Consider the following 21,090-nt stretch of genomic DNA (forward strand, 5'->3'; position numbering starts at 1 on the left):
CCTAAATGAGCGCTGAGCCTCATCGACGCAGATGCGTTGATGGGCACAGGCATTCATTATTTATTTGGCTCTTTTAATTTCTGCGATGATTTCTTTCCCCTCTTGATCCCATTTAACCGCTCGATAAAAAGCATCATGATAAAAACTAAACCAAGCTTCTTTTTCTAATCCAATTTTCATCCACTTTTGTTTTGCAGAGATAGAATCCATCGGATAATCATCAAACGCCAATACCCATAGCACATTTTGATGCGCATGTGTTGGCATAATATCGGCCATATGTATAAGCAACTCTTCTTTTCCCTCAATGATAATGATGCTATGTCCATCACTATGGCCGCCTGTGTGAATCATTTGAACAGGTCCCATACTCCATTCTTTATCAAATGTTATTACTTGTTCTTGTATACTCTGCCAATTTTCCTTCCAATATGTATTACGTGAGCGAATATTCGGATTTCTCATTTCATCCCATTCGATTTGTGAACAAATAATCTTCGCGTTCGGAAATACAGAATGATAGGATTCTCCTTCTAATTTAGTCAAACCACAAGCATGATCAAAATGCATATGGGTCATAAGAACATAATCAATATCCGATGTTGTAAAACCTAGTTGCCTTAAGTCTTCCTCAATAAACGATTCTTCCCATGCACCGTAATTCCGCTTTTGTTTATCTGTAAACTTTCCAATCCCTAAACCGCTTTCAACTAATAGCAATTGATCATTCCATTGTATGAGGATTGGATCTGTTCGTAGCTCAATTTGGTTATTTTCATTACTAGGATACTTTTTGGACCATAATGGCTTCGGAACGACACCAAACATCGCTCCCCCATCTAGATGATTGACACCACCACGAAGCCAAGTTAATTTTATATCGTCTATTTGTAAAGTCTCCATTCTTTTCCCTCCCTTTCACACCATTAGTCTATCATATTTACGCAATATTAAGAAATCTAATATTAAACAGTCTTCCATTAAAAAAAGAAAAAACAAGTTCAGTTGAGCCGCTGGGTATAGTCACTAAAAAACTGTGAAGTAAGGAAGAGAAATAGCGATTCATCGTTCACATAGAAGCTCTCTTTCCGTGACTTCCGTTACAGGCTCGATATTTACAATTTATCATTTTTCACCTTTATTCGACTTTGTACAGAACTCGTATTCTCTTCACTTTTTTTGAACACATACTCTTGTTATCCAGTCAACGCAATGAAACATGATTAGAGAAGCGAAAAGGCCTTTATCACCAACACAACGTGACGATAAAGACCTATTACTATTTTCTGAGCCTTTCTTAGTGAAGTGGTATTTTCACCTTATCGATATTGCACTTCACATCGGAAAATACGACTACCTTTATTCGAGAACTTTTCTTCGTACTCTGTCATTATATTTCCTTCATAATCACTTTGGTGAAGGTCTAAGCTGACATATTTCAATATCATACCGTATTGAGAAAAACTCATTAAAGAATATTCGAAAAGACCTTGGTTATCTGTTTTAAAATGAATCTCTCCTTGAGGAGGAAGAATATCTTCATAAAGAGATAGGAATGTTTGATAAGTTAGTCTTCTTTTTGCATGTCGTTTTTTAGGCCACGGATCTGAGAAGTTTAAATAAATCCGATCAACTTCCCCTTTCTCAAATACCTCCCGTAACTCTGCTGCATCGATATTCATCAATTTTACATTCGGTAATTCTTCTTCAATAATAAGATCAAGCGCACTTACAATGACGCTCTCCGCTAATTCAATACCAATATAATTAACCTCAGGATTCTGTTTTGCCATTCCAGTAATAAAACGACCTTTTCCAGTACCAATTTCGATATGAAGTGGACGATTATTACCAAAGCACGCTTGCCACTTTCCTTTTTGTTCTTTTGGCTCTTGGATAATGTATTGTGGATAATTGGCAAGTTTTTCTCTCGCCCACGGTTTATTTCTTTGTCGCATAATTACACCTCTATATTCAATTCATCTTTCAAAAGATAACATGCAATGTAAAAGTGTGCAAGCTCCTTTATAAGGGTATCTTACTATGCAGTTTTTGAGACACTCACTACTTCCCATGGTGAAACCTCTTTTGTCATTACGGTTTTTTTGTATGTATAAAAAACGAAAGGAATCACAATCTAGTTGTGATTCCATAAAAAGAAAAAGGGTGAGTAAAATGCCAATTAGTCAAAAAGACCAATTAACATTGCTGCAGGATCTATTAAGGAACCATCACACAGATGCCTGTGGCTCCAAATCAGAATGTGAACAAATTGCTAGGCTTGTACAATCCCTACAAAACCAAGAAACTATTCATCAAGATTTACTTCCTTTATTAAATGATGTTGATCAATATAGTAAAAACGGTATAGTATCATCTGACCTAAACGAGCATATTTCTTCTAGCAAAGAGGATCTCTCTCAATGGGTCGACACAATGAATCAACTAATATAATCTAAATGAAGCCTTCTTTCCAGCCCTTGGATTAGATTATTCATTTCCTGAAAACGGAATTTACTTTTATGCCATTGAATACTATCCAAGGCTTGGAACAATGCATACCACTTCATGCGCAATCGCAAATCTTCCGTCAACACCATGCCATATAACTGAAGCCACTCACTCCATTGTTCATATGGAATATAGGCATATAATAATGTGCCTATATCTATAGCCGGGTCACCGATCATTGCTCCATCCCAATCTATTAAAAACAACTGATTATCCTCGGATAATAGCCAATTATTATGATTTACATCACAATGACACACAGTCGTTACATCCGTTTCAATCGCATTCACTGTGTCTTTTAAAAATGTTAGTGACTCAGCTACTAATGGAATTTCCAATAAGTCTTGATCCAATTCCGTTAATAGTGATTGTAATACTGTCTCTGGATGTATGGCCGATTTCCCTAACCTAGTTAACATGGCAAGCAATGGTTTTGATGAGTGAATCTTCTTTAGCAGCTTGGCTACGCGCTCGCTATTCATTTGCGATTGCCTAAGCTCACTACCACTCATCCATTGCTGAGCAGTAAATACATCTCCATTCTCCATCCTTTTCGTCCAAACAAGCTTCGGGACAATTCCTTCAGCAGAAAGCACGGCTAGAAAAGGAGAAGAATTCCTTTTTAAAAATAATCGCTGTTCATCATGTTGTGCATAATAGGCTTCTCCAGTTGCACCACCAGCCGGGATAATCCGCCAGTCATCCCCGAATAAATTTTCCAAAATAGTTCACCTGCAATTTACTACGCCATTTATGAATAGCTGTATTAAACAATTTCACACTTAAGTTTCATCTGAAAATAAAAATAGCTATTGATACAAATTCAACAATAGCTATCTTTATAAATTTTATCTCTTTCAAGAGTTTTTAGCAAGTTACTTTTTCCTGAACAAAACAATAGCAGGAAAATGGAGGCAAAGTAATATTAGAATAGTTACCTAACGAATGAGGAGAGGCTTGATTTTGGGTGACAAATAATTGCCATTGCCCATATGGTAAGGAAATTTCATATTCCTTTTCAGTTGGATTAAAATAACATAATACATCCTCATTAAACTTATGATGTGAAAGTAAATACGCCAGTAGTGGTTTTTCAATATCTAGAAAATTTACCGCTTCATTAATTTGCTTCGTACTGTATAAACGTAAAATCGCATACTTTTTTCTGAAAGCAATTAATCCTTTTACATATTCAACATTCTCTTTATACTTACTCCTAGCCATCCAATCCAATTGATTCACACAATCAGGTGAACGATAACTATTCCCTTCACCGTTTTTTGTCCGAAAGAACTCTTGACCACTGTGCAAGAAAGGAATCCCTTGGGCAAGAAGAACCATCGCTGTTGCTAATCGATGTCTTAGTCTTTTACTTTCATCTGTGTCTTCAGGAAAACATATATGGATTTTATCCCACAAAGTATGATTATCATGTACTTCTACATAATTAACCGTCTGAAATGGTTCATTAAATATCCCTTGTTGACCAATGCTCCCCTTCAATACCGTTTTAGCTGTTTGATAATAATAGTGATTACCAAGTGCATATCCACAATCGTATAGATTAAATGTATTCCCTTTTATTCCATCTCTAAACTGATCATTGAATTGTGCAATGGCACCAAGCCTATCTTGATTATGAATATTCGCTTTCTCTTCTTTAGCGAGAGGTGTATTTAAGTCCCAACCTTCACCGATAACAAGGATTGTCGAATCAATACTATCTAACGTTTTCCGGATAAGTTTCATCGTTGTCACATCTAAAATACCCATTAAGTCAAATCGAAAACCATCAACCTTAAAAGTGTTGGTCCAATAAGTAATCGAATCAACAATAAAATTTCTTACCATATGCCTTTCAGATGCGATATCATTTCCGACACCTGTACCATTTGATGGAGTACCATTTAGATCATGTCTAAAATAATAGCCTGGAACAATTTTTTCAAAAGAGGAAGTTTCTCTTTCATACACATGATTATAGACAACATCTAAAATGACCCTTATACCATTTTGATGAATGACATCAATGAGCTCGATTAATTCATTTATTCTTGTATAAGGAGTGGCAGCATTAGAAGCATAGCTTCCTTGTGGCACATTAAAATGAAGAGGATTATATCCCCAATTATAACAATCGTCTGGTCTTGTCTCGTCAACTCCAGCAAAATGATTCAATGGTAAAAATTCGATATGTGTTATACCTAATTCTTTCATATAATTGAGTCCTGTAGAATCTCCTTTTACGTTAGTAGTGTTCTCTTCAGCTATTCCCTTATATAAGCCTTTGTGGCGGACACCGCTATTTGGGTGAATGGTCAAATCCCGAATATGCGTTTCGTAAATAATGGCATCTGTCATCATTGAGAAGGATGGACGTGCTGTTTTTGGATGTTTAAATCGATTCTCATCAATAATGACACCTAATTGCCCATTCGGAGTAATTGCTTTTACATATGGGTCTACAGCTTCTCTCCAAACCCCGTTCACACATATGTGGTAGCAATAACACCATTCATGTACATCCATTGATACAGTAACCTGCCAAACGCCTTTTTGCTTCCTACTCAGTTCAATCATTTCTGAATCATCGCCATGCTGTAACTCTAATCGTAGGGCAGTTGCTGTTGGTGCCCATACTTTAAAAGTCGTTGCATGCGGTTGATATTCATATCCAAGAGGCCCTTCATATTTGAAGAGCTCATCAAATTCAGGTGTTCTTGTCACCGACCCAATATCGACCTCAATCACATCTCCGTGTTCACTTTCTATATAACCTATCGCCCCAAATGGAAAAAGATGAGGAAAAGAGCAATAGTATTTGCGAAAATCATTAATTTCTTCCATTCCTTCTATTACAAGCTCGTAACTTTCATCACGATGAATATAAGTAAAATACTTTGAATGGCCCTGGTGATAATCATAAGGAAGTAATAATGTGATTAAATCTAATCGATCTATATACGCATAAAATGCTTTCTTACTATCATTCATATTACTCCCCCATCCCTTCATTTAATTATTTTTCTCTTTGCTAGATTGGAAATATCTCTTAGGTGTAACGGGAAGCCGCATAGAGATAGAAAGTCCAAGATGTGACATCACTTCTTTATACTTCCCTACTTTCCTTTGCAATGTGAGAATATTAATCAATTATGATAATGTCCACCCCTGTACTCGCCACAGTTACTAACGACATTTGCGGAAATCATATGTAACGCCAACAAAAAGTCTCAGGTTCTATTGCTGTCGGTTTATAAAACGATTCACTTTATAGGGAACTTGAGCATTAAACACAGCCCGTTATTTTTACAAATAGTGAGTAGAGTTATTTAATCCGCATATTCTCCCTATATCAAACTCTTCTTCATTATCTATATTATTCACCAGCGATTTAAGTGCTTGTTTAGCTGAATAGACTTTCAAAATACCTCTTGCCAAATTATTACCCGCTCTATATGGAAAAAGGCCAGTTTAACAGCCGAGCTCTTATACCATCCATTATGTAGTTCATGAATGGTACAAACACTGCCTTACAAACCAATAACACTCTTTTATTCGGACCCTGTTACCTGACAACAGTATTTGGCTTGACTGTCTTACATTTGACTGAACGAGTGAAACACTCATTTAATTTCATTTTTTACGTATGGATAGACAATAATCGCCTATTCATCATCCTTCCCCTATGTCACTCCATTCAGATCTTTCAAATGATATCCTTTCCGCATAAGTCAACAAGGCTTGTGCTGCTAATAACTGCTGACTTTTTAACGGTGCTTTTGTTTGTCTTTGATTTATGAACCAAGACGGATACTCTTTCCGGTCAATTAAAGTAACATCAAAGGGAACTGATGGATAATCAATATATCCTTCTCGGCAAAGAACGACCTTTTGAACAGGTAAAGTGACATCATGTTTGTCCAAAATTTTCTTGACTACTGTGACTGTTCTGTTCAATGAGATCAATGGGTTTAAAATTTTCTGTTCATTTTCTTTTTTAGCTAACCAAAATCGGCCAGCACTTCCGGTATAAGCCGTTAATTCAGCACCGTCTAAAAAATGGAGACAGATTACTTCTGTCGGTGTGAGAACAATTGTATCAAGAGAAACCGGTGCTTGACCTAGCTTTAGTATCGGCTGAAAAAGGACAAGGAATGTATCTGGAAACCTTTGTAACAAGTATTTTAACTGTTCATTATAATAGTAACTTCTTGATAGAGACGATTCAGAAAACAAGGTTGAGCTTGCCCATTTTAATTGTGTACGAAATAATTGATCGAGGTACATTTGCTTAAGTTCCTTTGTTGAGGTAGGTCTCACATGATAGTCCGCGGTAAATGAAAATGACTCTTCATTATGATTCGTTTCCTCTTCAGCCACCTCTTCAATCATTGTCTCTTTGTTTCTTTTTACAATATTGAGCAACTTATCCTTCAAGCGTGGTTTATGATATTGAGCTGGTTCTTTCTCTATGAGTTGGTACTCTTTTCCTTCTTCTTCAAAACGGGTCAACAACAGTTCCCATTGTTGTTTTTTTAATTTTACAAATCTAGATGGATATAAATAAATATTCTGCTCATATCGTGAAATACAATCGACAATTTTTATTAACTGCCCCACCCTACTACCCCCTTAACTTTTTAATGAAAATGTTGCTATTCTTTTATATTTCGGCTTACTCTCTGTATTTACTTCATAAAGACCCACTTCAGTAGCTTCAAATGATAATGGTGTTTCCATAATAGGCGGAAAATGTGTGAACTGATTTTCACCTTGCCACTTTTTAGCTAATGTAATATGTGGTGTGAAATTTCTTCTATCACGTGAGAAACCATACTTTTCACAGACTTGATTAACAATTGATTGAATCTCATGTAATTGCTTTTCTTTATGTATATCACACCATAGAATACGAGGGCGTTCTTTAAGCCCAAAAGTTTGAACACCTTCAAGATACAGCGTAAATGAGGAAATATTTTTTAAATCATTAACTATCACTCGGTTCATTTCGTCCAATACTTCTAATGAAGCACCCCCTAAGAAAGCAAGAGTAATGTGATAATCACATTCATGGACCCAATCTTTAAATGGATAATCAGCCTCTACTGCCAGACATTTTTGCTTTATGATTAATTGTATATTTCTTGGAATACTAATCGCATAAAAGTAATGAGGATTTCTCTTTTCCATCATCTTTATCCTCCCAATTCCTTTTGATTATCTATATCTATTTTATCAGAACAGATAAGAATTTCAGTATTTTTCCATAGGTATGATGTCATGTTTGCCTTTAAGCAATTCCTTTATAACTGATAAGTTAAATATGATATAACTATAATAAAGAGTAAAGCATTGAAGAAAGGATGCGACTTGAATGAAGGTTGTTGAAAACTTAGCGCAACTAATAGGAGACACCCCTCTATTGAAATTAAATAAAATTGGACCTAAAAATGGGGCTACTATTTATGGGAAACTAGAGTTTTTTAATCCTAGCAAAAGCGTAAAGGATCGAGCAGCATATAATATGATTCTAAAAGCAGAGCAAGCAGGGTTATTAAAACCAGGGGCGACAATTATTGAACCTACAAGCGGAAATACAGGCATAGGTCTGGCTATGAATGCTGCCGCTAGAGGATATAAAAGTATACTCGTAATGCCCGATACGATGACGAAAGAAAGAATCAATTTATTAAAAGCGTACGGTGCAGAAGTTGTTCTCACACCAGGAGATGAAAAAATGCCTGGTTCAATTAGAAAAGCAAAAGAATTAGCTAAACAAATTCCTAATAGCTTTATCCCTATGCAATTTGAAAATAATGCTAACCCAGATGCGCATAGGCATTCAACTGCTATTGAAATTATTGATGGGATGAAACAAATAGGTAAGGATTTGTCTGCATTCGTTGCTACTGCAGGGACAGGGGGAACCATTACAGGAACCGGGGAAGTATTGAAAGATTATTATAAGGGACTCCAAGTCCATGTTGTAGAACCAAAAGGTTCGCCTGTGCTTTCCGGTGGAGAACCAGGAAAACATAAATTAGTAGGGACGAGTCCTGGCTTTATACCAGATATCTTAAACACAAATGTCTATGATGAAATACATCAAATCACAGACGAAGACGCCTATCAAACAACAAGAGACCTCGCACGAAAAGAGGGCATCCTTGTCGGGCCATCATCTGGAGCTGCTTGTTTCGCAGCGATACAGGTCGCTAAAGATTTCACACCAGATGATGTCGTTGTATTCATTGTTTGTGACACAGGTGAGAGATATTTATCAAGTGATTTATTTAAAATTTGAATATAGAGCTAGAAAGCCGGACGAATTCTATCGTAGATTTGTCCGGCTTTTTTATTATTACACTCCTAAATTAAAAACCGATCCCCCGTTAACCAAGTTTACCAAGCTTTCACACCTCGTATGTATCCAATTTGATTCCCTAATTTCCTATTTTAGTTTTCATTTGTGTCTTTCCTGCTAAATGACTTGCAAGTTCGCATTGCTCGGCTTTCATTCCCATTCTCGCTTTCTGAGTAATATGCAAACCACACATTTAATATGTACCTTGTGCTTCCAATGTGCCCTAAGGAAACCCTCCCATATTTCTTTCGCGTGTTCCCCGCTCATATGCGTTATGTTTAGAGCACCAAAAAAAAAGGCCACTCGATTTATCGAATGGCCATTCTCTTATACTTCTGCACTCACTTGTTTTGAATGCCTATTGTCTTCCTCTTCTTCTAACTTACGTACTGCTTCCTCACTTGTATCTACTCGTTTTATAAATAATACGAGTATAAGTGCAACAATATTAATGACAAGTGATACATAGAAGGCATATTGTATACCTGCTAGTAACGCTTGTTGAGTAACTGCAGCAGTTGTTGCTTCTGTCATTGTTGTAGGGTCTACACCTGTCATTAAGCTTTCTGCTTCAGATTGTGTGACACTATTCATAATCGTTACTAATATAGCTGTACCGATTGAACCCGAAACTTGTTGAGCTGTGTTATTTATTGCTGTTCCATGTGGATTTAAGCGATTTGGAATTTGGTTCATACCATTTGTCATAATTGGCATCATTACCATTGACATACCAAACATTCTCAACGCATAGATAATCACAATATGACTATAGGATGTATCGATTTGTAAATTAGCTAACATATAAGTTGAAATAGCTGTCACTATTAAACCAACAGCAGCTAACATACGCGGTCCAAATTTATCAAATAACTTACCAGTGATCGGTGACATAATTCCCATCACAATTGCTCCTGGAAGCATTAACAGACCAGAATCGAGCGGCGATATTCCACGAACACTCTGGACATATGCTGGAGTTAAGATCATACCTGAAAACATTGCGACCGCATTAACAATTGCAATCACTGATCCCAGTGCAAACATCGGATATTTATATACACGTAAATCTAATAGTGGTTTTTCCATTGTCATTTGACGAATAATAAAGAGAATAAGTGAAATGCCACCAACAATTAAAGTCGTTAGTACCCATGTATCTGTCCAACCATCAGCACTTGCAGAACTAAATCCATACAGCAAGCCGCCGAAACCTAGACAAGATAGCACGACTGAAAAATAATCAAGTTGCACATTTTTATTTTGAGGCATAACGTTCTCTAATTTCCAAATAGATAGTAATAAGCTGATGATTGCTAATGGCAAAATCATCTCAAAAAGAACACGCCAATCGTGATATTGAACAATATACCCAGACAAAGTCGGACCAATGGCTGGTGCAGTAATCATAACTAACCCAAACACACCCATTGCCGTACCGCGTTTTTCACGAGGAAAACTAACAAGCATGACGTTCATTAATAAAGGCCCCATAACGGATGCACCTGCAGCCTGAACCATGCGACCTGCTAATAACATACCAAAGTTTGGTGCAAATGCAGCCATCGCTGTACCAATTGTAAATACAGACATACAGAAAATATATAAGCTACGATTTTTAAAACGTGTTAGTAAGAATGCTGAAGCAGGAACAAGCACGCCACTAACTAGCATATACCCAGTTGCCAGCCACTGAACTGTAGAATAATTTTCTACATTTAAATCGACCATAATACTAGGCAATGCCACATTTAATAATGAATTATTTAAGAAAGACACAAACGCACCGACAAATAATATCGCAAGCATTAAATACGGAGGTTTTTGAGGTTGTAAACTTGAATCCATACTTTCTCATCCTTTTTATTTTTTTATTTCGAGTACTGAACCATTTTAAACCCAAAGTATAAATTGGTCAACATATTTATACTAAAAGTTCAATTGCATTGTATTTCTCTTCTTAAGAATCTATAATGAAAGCCATAAGGGTGGGGAATACACGATGAATAACAAGAAGAAGAAAGTGGCAGATGCAGCATTGAAACTGTTTCAAGAAAAGGGGATTCAACAAACATCTGTACAAGATATTATTGATTCAGCAAATATTTCCAAAGGGACATTCTACAATTATTTCGCCACAAAAAATGATTGTATCGCTGAGATATTAGAGGATTTGCGCTATGAAGCAAGTCAAAGAAGAATTGCACTACAAGTGGGGAAAGATACAAAAGATAGAGACGTCTTTATTGATCAAATCTCCCTTTTATACACACTGCAAGAAGCCAGTAATCTTCATCGATTGTTTGAAGCGATATTGCATTCAAATGAAAAGGATTTAAAAAAACTCGTTTTACAACATAGAGTGTACGATATGGAATGGTTAACTTTTAGAGTTATTGAGGTATTTGGAGAAGACACTAGAGATTATGCGTTTGAAGGAGTTGTCTTATTTACTGGAATGCTCCAACACCTTCTATTTGTGAAAAGAATTACGAACAATGTTTACGATTTAAAACAACTTATTGATGTGACACTATCTTATTTAGAGATGATTTTACAAACGATGAAATCTAGTGGCGTTTCTCTTCTCAATTATTCAGCTATTAATCAGCTAAGAACTCATATAAATAAACGGATTATCAAAATTGAAGAAATTTTTGAGTTTGCTCAGCAATTGCAAGAACAGCACCAATTTGATGAAGATCAACAAGATTTATTTGATGCGATATTAACAGAATTAAAAGCAGATCGAATTCGTAAACCTGTTCTGTTACCTTTACTCAAACCTTTCCAAACCTCACTAGACAAGACAGAGATCGAACTACAAGCTCATACGTTTACAAATTTGATTTGGTACTATTTACAAACAAAATAAAAACAGCTTGGACAGTTTTGCTTTTATCTAAAATAACCACGAGCCAAATAAATTTGGTTCGTGGTTATTCATTTCCCATTAGCTATTTGCTTTTGCTAACTTTGGCCAGAAGACAATTGGTACTAAAATGAATGAAATCAATCCACCAACTATACTTAAAGTAGCATAACTAGAATGAGCAACAACCATGCCCGAAAGCAACCCACCGGTCGCACCAGATAGGGCAATAAACACATCGACTTTTCCCTGAATGTGAGCTCTGTTTTCATTGGTTGTTCCATCAACAATTAATGTCGTTCCACTGATTAAACCGAAGTTCCAGCCTAACCCTAATAAAGCTAAAGCTAAGATTAATCCAAATAAAGAATCCTCAGGCACACTAGCAGCGGTAATTCCTGATAACAATAATGTAACACCTGCAGCAATAGCAATAAAATATCTACCTAATCGATCAACTAGAACACCTGTAAATAGAGATGGTAAATACATCGCACCAATATGAACGCCAATTACCACTCCGATTGCTTGTAGTGTATGACCATGATGAAGCATATGAACAGGGGTCATCGTCATAATCGCTACCATAATTAACTGTGTTAAAATCATAACTGTTGCCCCAACAACGATATGATATTTATTTACATTTTTGGTAGCAATAACGGAATTACTCATTTGTTTTTCTTCTTCAGCTACCCATTGCTTCGCTAAGATAAATGGATCTGGGCGTAATAAAATAAACAATACAATCCCAGCAGCTATGTATGCAAGGGCAGATAATAAAAACGGGCCAGCTAAAGGAGGAATGGTTAATCGGCCTGCCACCTCCCCCATAATATTAACTAGATTGGGCCCTAATACTGCTCCAAATGTGGTCATAACCATTGTTAAACTAATTGCTTTTCCTCTTTGATTCTCATTAGCCAAATCACTGCCGGCATATCTCGCTTGTAAATTGGTTGCCGTACCTGCTCCATAAAGGAATAAGAAAAAGAATAATAGAAAAATATTCTGTAATATAGCTGCCAAAACAACCCCTAATGCTCCTAGTCCACCAACAATAAAACCTATAGTAAGTCCAATTCTTCTGCCATAATGTTGAGAAGTTTTCCCTACTATAAAAGCAGTAACTGCTGATCCAATCGTGAATAAAGCTGTTGGCAAGCCTGCATATGAAGGCGTTCCTAATATATCCTCTGCTAATAACGCTCCTACCGTAATGCCTGCAGCCAAACCTGCTCCACCAAACAACTGAGAAATACTTACAACCGTTAAAGTTCTTTTATATAATCTCTCTCTTTCACTCTCACTATAACTCGATTGAATCGGTTCTCCCATTTCTTCCCCTCACTTTGTTAAATCTTATATTTCTTGATTTTGAAGTTTTCTTCGTATTGTATCCTTAATAAACTGACGGCAGCTTTCAGATAAAAGTGACTTATTCGGATGAATCATATCACCATATATGTTATTCCCTAGAATTCTCACTTCTCCTGCAAATGGTTTATCGGATCGTGCATCGTACCCTTGTAGGACAATATAAATAGATTGTCCCCTCCTCGCAAAATCAATGATAGACACTTGATGTTCACTCACTTTTACTCCATCCCCTCTGGTTACAACCGTTATTGACTAGTTTACTCTATTTCTGGCACATGTGAGCAATGATTTGATTATCATTCAGCTAGTAAAAGCTTTCATAACACCTTAGGGTATTCAACTATTTATTAATCATCAGGCATAATAAGTAATACAAGAGAGGGGTTGATTTTATAAAGGAGTTTTTAAAATAGACCTATTACCGACGTTTGGATGGCACTAATCGTCTATACTGTATCTAACAGATAAGAGAAGATAATGATGATTTGATTAATGAAATTGAGAGTACAACTATTGCAAAAACAATACATTATAATCATTGAAGAAATTCTCTATAAAACAACTACGTATGATAGAAAGGATGATACATGTAGTTAAATTTACTATTGAACGCAAAAAACAGAGACACCATTAGATGACGTCTCTGCTTTCCTTCTTAGTCATTATACTTGCGACCGATTCCAAAATCTGTGAGCGGACAAAGCATCAATTATTTGTTTCGCAAAATCATTACCTGATTGTTCTTCTAGTAAAATGCCTTCTTCACTAGGATAATCTAAATCTTTAATCCAATAGATGGCATCACCAGTAGCAGCGATTGGTTTGAAGTGTTGGTATGCTTCATCTATAAACAGCAATGCATCATGCTTAAAGGTTGCATCAACTTCATCACTACCAATAAGATACACCCCATCAAATACCACTGAACTGTCACTAGCAAATGTATGTTTTGCTTGTAACTCTACTCCTCCACTCCCTCTAATTGTGCCAAGACGGTCACTTACAATACATGGGTTCACACCAGCTTCTTGCAAATCATTGATGATTGACTTTGCTTTTTCACCTTCAAACCCATCCGTAACTATGATTGCTAGTTTACGTGTAGCTGCTGAAAAGATTGTGTTTTGTTGACTTAGTGCAGGTGATGATTTCGCTGTAGTTGTCTCATTATTATTTTCAACTGCATCAACACCAACTTTTTCAGCAATGCGATTAGCAAGATCACTATTTACGTGACTAAACATTTCGACTACACGCTCTTTTACAGCATGGCTTTCCACTTTACTCAATTCGAATTGAAAAGCACTAATCGTATGTTCTTTTTCTATATCGCTCAAGCTATTCCAGTACAGTGTAGCTTGACTAAAGTGATCTTCAAAACTATCACTTCGTTCTCTAATTTTCCTACCTTCTACTTTTTCTTGATAGTGAGCATAACCACCTTCAGATTCTTCAACCGTATTCGGCGAACCATTTGCTAAGGTATTATTATGATAAGCAGCTTGTCCTGTATTAATCGTTTGGCGACCATAACCATCTCTTTGATTATTGTGGAAAGGGCAAACAGGTCTATTAATAGGTAGCTCATGGAAATTTGGACCACCTAAACGAATGAGTTGGGTATCTGTATAGGAAAACAATCTTGCTTGTAATAATGGATCATTCGTAAAATCAATACCAGGTACTACATTCCCAACCTGGAAGGCTACTTGTTCTGTTTCAGCAAACACATTGTCTACATTGCGATTCAGTGTCATTTTACCAATTTTACGAACCGGAATTTCTTCTTCTGGCCAAATCTTCGTTGGATCCAGAATATCAAAATCAAACGAAAATTCATCCTTCTCTTCTAAAATTTGCACACCAAGTTCGTATTCAGCATAGTCGCCTGCTTCGATAGACTCCCATAAATCACGGCGATTGAAATCAGGGTCTTTTCCTCCTAACTTTTGTGCCTCGTCCCAAACAAGGGAATGTGTGCCTAATACTGGTTTCCAGTGAAACTTAACAAAGTGACCTTCGCCTTTATCATTAACCAATCTAAATGTATGAACACCGAATCCTTCCATTGTACGATAACTTCGCGGAATACCACGGTCACTCATCACCCACATCACCATATGGGCAGATTCCTGATTTTGCGAAACCCAATCCCAAAAAGTATCATGTGCAGAAGCAGCTTGTGGCATTTCATTATGCGGTTCAGGTTTCACTGCGTGAATTAAATCAGGAAATTTAATACCATCTTGGATGAAAAACACAGGAATATTATTACCTACTAAATCATAATTTCCTTCTTCTGTATAAAATTTCGTTGCAAATCCCCTCGCATCTCTCGGCGTATCAAGTGAACCACGCGAACCAACAACTGTTGAAAATCTGACAAAAACAGGCGTTGTCGTATGAGGATTAGTTAAAAATTTCGCTTTCGTGAAAGCCTTCATTGAATCATCATAAACTTGAAACTCACCGTGAGCGCCAAACCCCCTTGCATGAACAACACGTTCAGGAATTCTTTCATGGTCAAAATGTGTTAACTTCTCACGTAAATGGAAATCCTCTAGTAATGTTGGACCTCTTGTACCAGCTTTTAAAGAATGATCATCTTCTGAAAGTTTTACTCCACCGTTTGTTGTTAAGTCTTTATCCTTATTGTCATTACTTCTAAAATTTTCAAGTTGTTTGTCTTTATCATTTTTAGACATAGTGATTCTCTCCTTTTATTATGTAATTATTTTTAAGGAATAGTTGTTTCTATTTACCCTCCCTATTCTTTCTAAAACAAAAATAATCATTTTTTTTAAATAATAATTATAAAAAAGAGGGAATCAACACATTGATCATTTTAATGCCAACGCCTATATACAGGTTTCTTTTATGACATACTAGCGTTTTATCATTAAAAAAAAGCACCCTATGATGGATGCTTTTCTTCGTGCATTTGTAATGACCTTTGAAGATGAATCATGTCATTTTTCAAGTTAGATAAACCTTGCATTTTAGGAAAGGACAAATTTGCTGGAGCGTGCTCTCTGTACGCTGCATTAGCTAAAGATTCATAAGAATACAAGAGTTTCGCTAAAGCCTCATCAGATAATTTCACCTGCTGCTCTTTCTCTTCTGCTGTTTTTTCAAGAAAATAGGTGATTTGCTCTAACCAAAAAACAACTGGCCAATAATAGGTTAATGCGCTGCGATCGATTGGGATTTCACCAGCTGCTGTATTATATACAGTCTTTAAGCCTTGAATATTTGTTTTCAATTTAGATAGTTCCCTTTCTGATACATGACCATCTTTTGTATGGTTTGAAAACATTGTAAACATGAGCTGAGCTTGACTACGAATTGTTTTTGAAATGAGGTGGGGTAGCCTACTAGAGGCTGAGCTCCTCCCAAAAATTAAAACACCTAATAAACCAATGATGCTACCTATAAAAACATCAATTATTCTTGCTTGTGCGAAATAAGTAAAAGCAAAATCACCTGGGGTTACTGTTTCTGCCATCATCAACGCATTAGGTGTAAAAAAGATTGCTGCTAATCCATAGTTTTTCACAATAAATAATTCTGTAATAAAGGTAAGTAAAAAGATTAATATGGCTATGACAAGTCCTGTAGGGTGAAAACTAAGTATAAAGCTAGCGATTAAGATCCCCACTATTGTTCCAATTCCACGTTGAATTGCACGATGATAAGTGGCAACGACTGTTGCTCCAGACATGACAGCTACACAAGAAAGAGGAACCCAAAATGAACGTTCAAAATGAAATTGGTAAGCGATAATTCCTGCAATGATCGTCATAATTCCAATTCTCATAGCAGACAGTAATACAATCGAGTTCTTATCAAATGAATGAAGTAAAGCTTTTCTAACAGTGGGTTTAGAAATTTCTATTTCTTCTTTCACATGAGAAGATATATCTTCTGTATCCCAATCGAGGCGTTTAATAATTGCATATAATTGTTTATACTTGGCGTGCCAGCCTCTTACTTCATCTTCTTCGATTTCAATTATATCCAATCTGCTTTTATCAACTGAATTCGATAAAACTTGAAGCTGTTCTATTAATTTTTGTGGTGGCGCTGTTTTCTCGTTTAAAAAGTTTTTAATCACCTCTAGAAAAATGCGATTCAAATGATCATTTAACACATATAAACGATCATATCTCTTCTGCCTTCTAAGAGGTAAGTAGCCAGCAATTAAGATATCCTCGACTTCATTTAAGGAGGACATCACTTTATACCTCTGTTCATCAAACTGCTCTGTACCAATACTTTTTATCAAAATGATTAATTCATTATAAGCCCTCTTAACAACATCTGTTTCAGGTCCAAAAGGATTCACAAACCATCCTGCCATCGCAATCACCCATGAAAGTGCACCACCTAAAAACACAAACCCAGCACGCTGAAACGCTAGCTCAGGCTCTGTAGGCATTCCAGAAGTCATCGCGAACACTAATACAAAAAAGATCGCACTTGGCCCAGTAAACCGTAACGCTCCAAAGACAAACGTGGCCATTGCAGCAATTATACCCATAATGATTGCAACAGCAAGTGGAAACGGTGCAGCAATTGTCCCTAAGAAGGAGGATAAAGTAATACCTATGACAACGAAAAATAGTTTTTTTGCTCTTTGGGCATAAGGGATATTAAATACATAAAGATAGGTAAACCCCCCCATACCTGTTAATAAACCATACTCTAGCTCTCCAAACAGGATACCAATAATAACTGGAAGACCTGCAGCTAATCCAGCTAGAAAAGCCTTTACCCATGGAAAAGGTTTTTTGTTCACCTTTAGAGCTTGTTGAAGAAGTGATACATTTCCTTTTTCTGTATATTCACTCATTTATATAACCTCACTTACAACCTTAAAATTAAAACAATAAAGAGCATCTATTCACACTAGATGCCCATGTTCTATATAGAACGTAAATAAATTCCTATAAAAGGGAATTTTCTCACCTATTTATTAGTATATCATATTGCCAAAATACTTATGTGGCAACCCTCATGGTACATTTTCACTTTACTATTTGTATGAATATTTCGTATAATTTTATTGATTGTAGCAAAAGTAAGGAGTGTGGTTGCTGTTGAAAGTATACCAAGCGTTGTTAGCTGATGTAGATGATATTCTTACTTTGCAGAAAGAGATCGTTGAAGAAAATCGTTTTTTCATTACTACAAACGAAGAATTTTTAGCAAATATAGCTGAAGAAAGAAAGAAATTAGCTGCAATCATCACACATAGCAAAAAACACGCGGTTGTCTTTGTCGCTAAGTCTGATCAAAGAGTCGTTGGATGTATAATATTTCGCTCATCATCCATATCCCGACTAGCTCATCATGGTAGTTTTAGTATATATGTTGACTCAAGCTATCGTAAAAAGGGCATTGGCATGCAATTATTGCAAACACTGATTAAATGGGCTGAGGGACATCCTGTCATTGAAAAATTATGCTTAGGAGTGTTTTCTACTAATTACCCCGCTATCCATCTTTATAAAAAAATGGGCTTTGTGGAAGAAGGACGAAAAATAAAAGATATTAAGCTTAGTCATGATGTATATGTTGACGATGTTTTAATGTACAAGATGGTTTAAAAAATATTACAAGGTGATTCCGTTGATCAGACGTCATACTGTTCTTATGAATCAATTACACACGTATCGTGAGGAAGTGCTATCAATCCTCAAGGATGTATCTGCAGAACAAGCAGAAATCATTCCTTTCGGTTTCCGCAATAACATCAGATGGCATATGGGGCATATTTACCTTGATCAGTACTTATGGATACAATCGTTAACAAGGGAGGTCATCATAGACTTATCAGCCTATCATTCGTTCTTTGGTTTCGGTACAACCCCAACTGATTTCAATGAATGCACACCTTCTTATGAAGATCTAATCAGATTACTTCGTGACCAACCGACAGTTATTGAACATCATTATGGTGATTTCTTAAATCGCGAATATCAGCCTATTGATATGGGTATGTGCACCATTGAGGATGTCCTCATCAGAACCATCTTTCACGAGGGAATCCACATGCAAACAATCAATATGATTAACCGTTTAATTAAGGAAGGTTCCTATGATCACTATTCGAAAAATTAAGCAGAAAGATAACTTACAGATTGCAGCAATTATAAAAGAAGCATTAGAGTCAGCCAATTTAGCTATTTCAGGAACGGCTTATTACGATCCTCAATTAGATTCGCTCCATCAATACTATGAAGAAACCCCAGGCTCAGCCTATTGGATTGTTGAAATGGAAAAAGAAATCATTGGAGGTATCGGCATTGCTCCTTTTGACTTAGACGAAGGAATATGTGAATTACAAAAACTATATGTTTCACCTAAAGCTAAAGGACTGGGCTTATCCAAAAAGTTAATGGATACTGCACTCACATTCGCAAAACAACATTATCAGTATTGTTATTTAGAAACACACAATACACTAACAATTGCGGATCGCCTATATCAATCATATAGGTTTGAATTACTTCATGAGCCACTAAAAGGGTCAGAACATTCAGCTATGGATCGTTGGTACATAAAACCACTGTAAATGAAAAAACGAACAAATTGTTCGTTTTTTCTATTTCACCAAACTAACCATCTTTTTCATTCTTAAACCCATCTCTTATAAAGTAATAAATACTATGTGTAATCTTTATATCGTGAAGAATGATAAGCAAAACAAGTGTGACTGGACCAATAAATAAGCCAAATGCTCCGAATAATTGGAGACCAACAAAAAGAGAGATTAACACAGCAACCGGATTTAAATCCATGCTGCTCGATAAAACTTTGGGCTCTAACAATTGTCTTACGACTAATGTCACGCCATAAACAATGGCAATGCCAACCCCAAGTCTGACATCTCCTGTAATGAGTAGATAAACACTCCAAGGAATGAGGATTGTCCCTGTGCCTAAATAAGGTAGAAGTTCTGCGATACCTATAATAACCGCTAGTGTAAATATATTTTCTACTCGCAAAATAGCAAGACCAATGAAGACAATAATTCCTGTTGCGATCATTAGAATAAACTGCGCTCGTATAAAACCAAACAGTCGGTTTCTTATGGCAAAGTTAAACTCTTTTGCCTTCACTCTCATACGAAAAGGGAGAATTCTCCTAAAAAAACTTCTATATTGTCCCCAATCTTTTCCCATAAAGTAAATGCTTAATAAGAAAAAAATAAAGGCAACAAAAAAAGTAGGCAAGCTGAGTAGCAACTGAGATAACCAATCAACAACTCCTTGACCAATATCTCCTAAAATAGAACCAACCTGTGAACCAAGTTCCATTATTCCTTGCTTCATTGCCTGATTATTACCCGAACCAATTGAGTTAAATAACCCTGACGCATCTTGCCAAAAAGGTAAAATAACCGTATTAAAAAAGTGTTGCACATTAATAGAAGCGCCCTCTATCCAGTTAGGGATTTGCAAGAAAAAGGTTTTAAAATTGGCGATTAGTAAGAACAGTAGGCCAGTAATCATACCGCATATAACAAGAACACCGCCTAACAAGCCAACGAAGCTTGCCCATCCTGAAGAAAAGCGTAATTTACTTTGTAATAACCGAACAAGGGGCTGTAAAAACCAGGCAAATAAGGCAGCCAACCAGAAAGGATAGGTAAGGGTGAATGTTTTTATGACGAACCAGCCGACCAACACCAAAGTGAGTATAAGCACGCCAGCTCGTACAATCATCCAAGCATGACTTCTTTTCATAAAACATCCTCTTTTCATCAATTCTTCTGTTTATTTCATGTCATAATTATATACTAGTCCTCTGAAAGAACAAAAAGTCTACACTCGAAAATCATGAAAAATTTGGTACGATTTTTTGAAAAGTGCTGGATATTTAGAGATATTAAAGTTGGTAATTTTACAATAATGTCCTTGAAAGTGGAAATTTGCTTGAGCATCCTATGCAGCTA

General features: G+C 36.3%; 18 protein-coding genes. 6 read left to right on the forward strand and 12 right to left on the reverse strand.

Annotated elements, in window-relative coordinates; all coding sequences use genetic code 11:
- Positions 1–60: 60 nt before the first annotated feature.
- Positions 61–903, reverse strand: coding sequence for a YtnP family quorum-quenching lactonase (locus tag LCM23_RS21895; protein ID WP_224938790.1), 843 nt, complete (start codon positions 901–903; stop codon positions 61–63).
- A gap of 416 nt (positions 904–1,319) precedes the next feature.
- A complete protein-coding gene (gene trmB / locus LCM23_RS21900; RefSeq protein WP_224938791.1) occupies positions 1,320–1,958 on the reverse strand; it encodes a tRNA (guanosine(46)-N7)-methyltransferase TrmB in 639 nt (212 codons plus the stop codon).
- Between the two features lie 217 nt (positions 1,959–2,175).
- Here trmB and LCM23_RS21905 point away from each other — a divergent pair, with 217 nt between their 5' ends.
- Positions 2,176–2,454 carry a YtzH-like family protein gene (locus LCM23_RS21905; protein WP_224938792.1) on the forward strand — a complete coding sequence of 93 codons (279 nt, stop codon included), beginning with the start codon at positions 2,176–2,178 and terminating at the stop codon, positions 2,452–2,454.
- Here the strand turns inward: LCM23_RS21905 and LCM23_RS21910 are convergent.
- The 4 genes from LCM23_RS21910 to thpR all read right to left on the reverse strand — a co-directional run bounded on the left by LCM23_RS21910 (position 2,442) and on the right by thpR (position 7,707).
- Positions 2,442–3,233, reverse strand: coding sequence for a phosphotransferase family protein (locus LCM23_RS21910; protein WP_095372211.1), 792 nt, complete (start codon positions 3,231–3,233; stop codon positions 2,442–2,444). The two genes, LCM23_RS21905 and LCM23_RS21910, sit on opposite strands and share 13 nt — an antisense overlap.
- Positions 3,234–3,378: 145 nt before the next feature.
- Positions 3,379–5,505 (reverse strand): type I pullulanase, encoded by a 2,127-nt coding sequence (gene pulA, locus LCM23_RS21915; protein ID WP_224938793.1) that lies wholly within the window; start codon positions 5,503–5,505, stop codon positions 3,379–3,381.
- Between the two features lie 681 nt (positions 5,506–6,186).
- Positions 6,187–7,134, reverse strand: coding sequence for a nuclease-related domain-containing protein (locus tag LCM23_RS21920; protein ID WP_224938794.1), 948 nt, complete (start codon positions 7,132–7,134; stop codon positions 6,187–6,189).
- Between the two features lie 12 nt (positions 7,135–7,146).
- Positions 7,147–7,707 (reverse strand): RNA 2',3'-cyclic phosphodiesterase, encoded by a 561-nt coding sequence (thpR, locus tag LCM23_RS21925; protein WP_224938795.1) that lies wholly within the window; start codon positions 7,705–7,707, stop codon positions 7,147–7,149.
- A 181-nt stretch (positions 7,708–7,888) separates the two neighbouring features.
- On the opposite strand from thpR, the gene cysK reads away from it, so the two are divergent.
- Positions 7,889–8,818, forward strand: a complete 930-nt coding sequence (cysK, locus tag LCM23_RS21930; protein WP_224938796.1) for a cysteine synthase A — start codon at positions 7,889–7,891, stop codon at positions 8,816–8,818.
- A 387-nt stretch (positions 8,819–9,205) separates the two neighbouring features.
- On the opposite strand, the gene LCM23_RS21935 is transcribed toward cysK, so the two are convergent.
- Complete coding sequence (locus LCM23_RS21935; RefSeq protein WP_224938797.1) at positions 9,206–10,726, reverse strand: MDR family MFS transporter; 1,521 nt, start codon at positions 10,724–10,726, stop codon at positions 9,206–9,208.
- 154 nt (positions 10,727–10,880) lie between these two features.
- Here LCM23_RS21935 and LCM23_RS21940 point away from each other — a divergent pair, with 154 nt between their 5' ends.
- Positions 10,881–11,753: a TetR/AcrR family transcriptional regulator gene (locus LCM23_RS21940; RefSeq protein ID WP_095372205.1), complete on the forward strand. Its 873-nt coding sequence runs from the start codon at positions 10,881–10,883 to the stop codon at positions 11,751–11,753.
- Between the two features lie 78 nt (positions 11,754–11,831).
- Here the strand turns inward: LCM23_RS21940 and LCM23_RS21945 are convergent, their stop codons facing one another.
- The 4 genes from LCM23_RS21945 to LCM23_RS21960 form a co-directional block, all read right to left on the reverse strand.
- Positions 11,832–13,088, reverse strand: a complete 1,257-nt coding sequence (locus tag LCM23_RS21945; protein ID WP_224938798.1) for an MFS transporter — start codon at positions 13,086–13,088, stop codon at positions 11,832–11,834.
- Between the two features lie 24 nt (positions 13,089–13,112).
- A complete protein-coding gene (locus tag LCM23_RS21950) occupies positions 13,113–13,346 on the reverse strand; it encodes a hypothetical protein (RefSeq protein WP_224938799.1) in 234 nt (77 codons plus the stop codon).
- A gap of 446 nt (positions 13,347–13,792) precedes the next feature.
- Positions 13,793–15,835, reverse strand: coding sequence for a catalase (locus tag LCM23_RS21955; protein WP_224938800.1), 2,043 nt, complete (start codon positions 15,833–15,835; stop codon positions 13,793–13,795).
- Positions 15,836–16,044: 209 nt separating this feature from the next.
- Complete coding sequence (locus LCM23_RS21960; RefSeq protein WP_224938801.1) at positions 16,045–17,982, reverse strand: FUSC family protein; 1,938 nt, start codon at positions 17,980–17,982, stop codon at positions 16,045–16,047.
- A gap of 247 nt (positions 17,983–18,229) precedes the next feature.
- Between LCM23_RS21960 and LCM23_RS21965 the strand changes: the two genes are divergently transcribed.
- Genes LCM23_RS21965 through LCM23_RS21975 form a run of 3 tightly spaced genes read left to right on the forward strand, consistent with a single transcriptional unit; the run spans position 18,230 to position 19,707 of the window.
- Positions 18,230–18,739 (forward strand): GNAT family N-acetyltransferase, encoded by a 510-nt coding sequence (locus tag LCM23_RS21965; RefSeq protein ID WP_224938802.1) that lies wholly within the window; start codon positions 18,230–18,232, stop codon positions 18,737–18,739.
- 22 nt (positions 18,740–18,761) lie between these two features.
- Positions 18,762–19,253, forward strand: coding sequence for a DinB family protein (locus tag LCM23_RS21970; protein ID WP_224938803.1), 492 nt, complete (start codon positions 18,762–18,764; stop codon positions 19,251–19,253).
- A complete protein-coding gene (locus tag LCM23_RS21975; protein ID WP_224938859.1) occupies positions 19,234–19,707 on the forward strand; it encodes a GNAT family N-acetyltransferase in 474 nt (157 codons plus the stop codon). The genes LCM23_RS21970 and LCM23_RS21975 overlap by 20 nt, the downstream gene beginning before the upstream one ends.
- Positions 19,708–19,750: 43 nt before the next feature.
- Here LCM23_RS21975 and ytvI read toward each other — a convergent pair whose 3' ends face one another.
- Positions 19,751–20,881 carry a sporulation integral membrane protein YtvI gene (gene ytvI / locus LCM23_RS21980; protein ID WP_224938804.1) on the reverse strand — a complete coding sequence of 377 codons (1,131 nt, stop codon included), beginning with the start codon at positions 20,879–20,881 and terminating at the stop codon, positions 19,751–19,753.
- Between the last annotated feature and the right edge of the window lie 209 nt (positions 20,882–21,090).

The sequence above is a fragment of the Cytobacillus kochii genome (genome assembly GCF_020171845.1).
In the GTDB taxonomy this organism is placed as follows: Bacteria; Bacillota; Bacilli; order Bacillales; family Cytobacillaceae; genus Cytobacillus; species Cytobacillus kochii.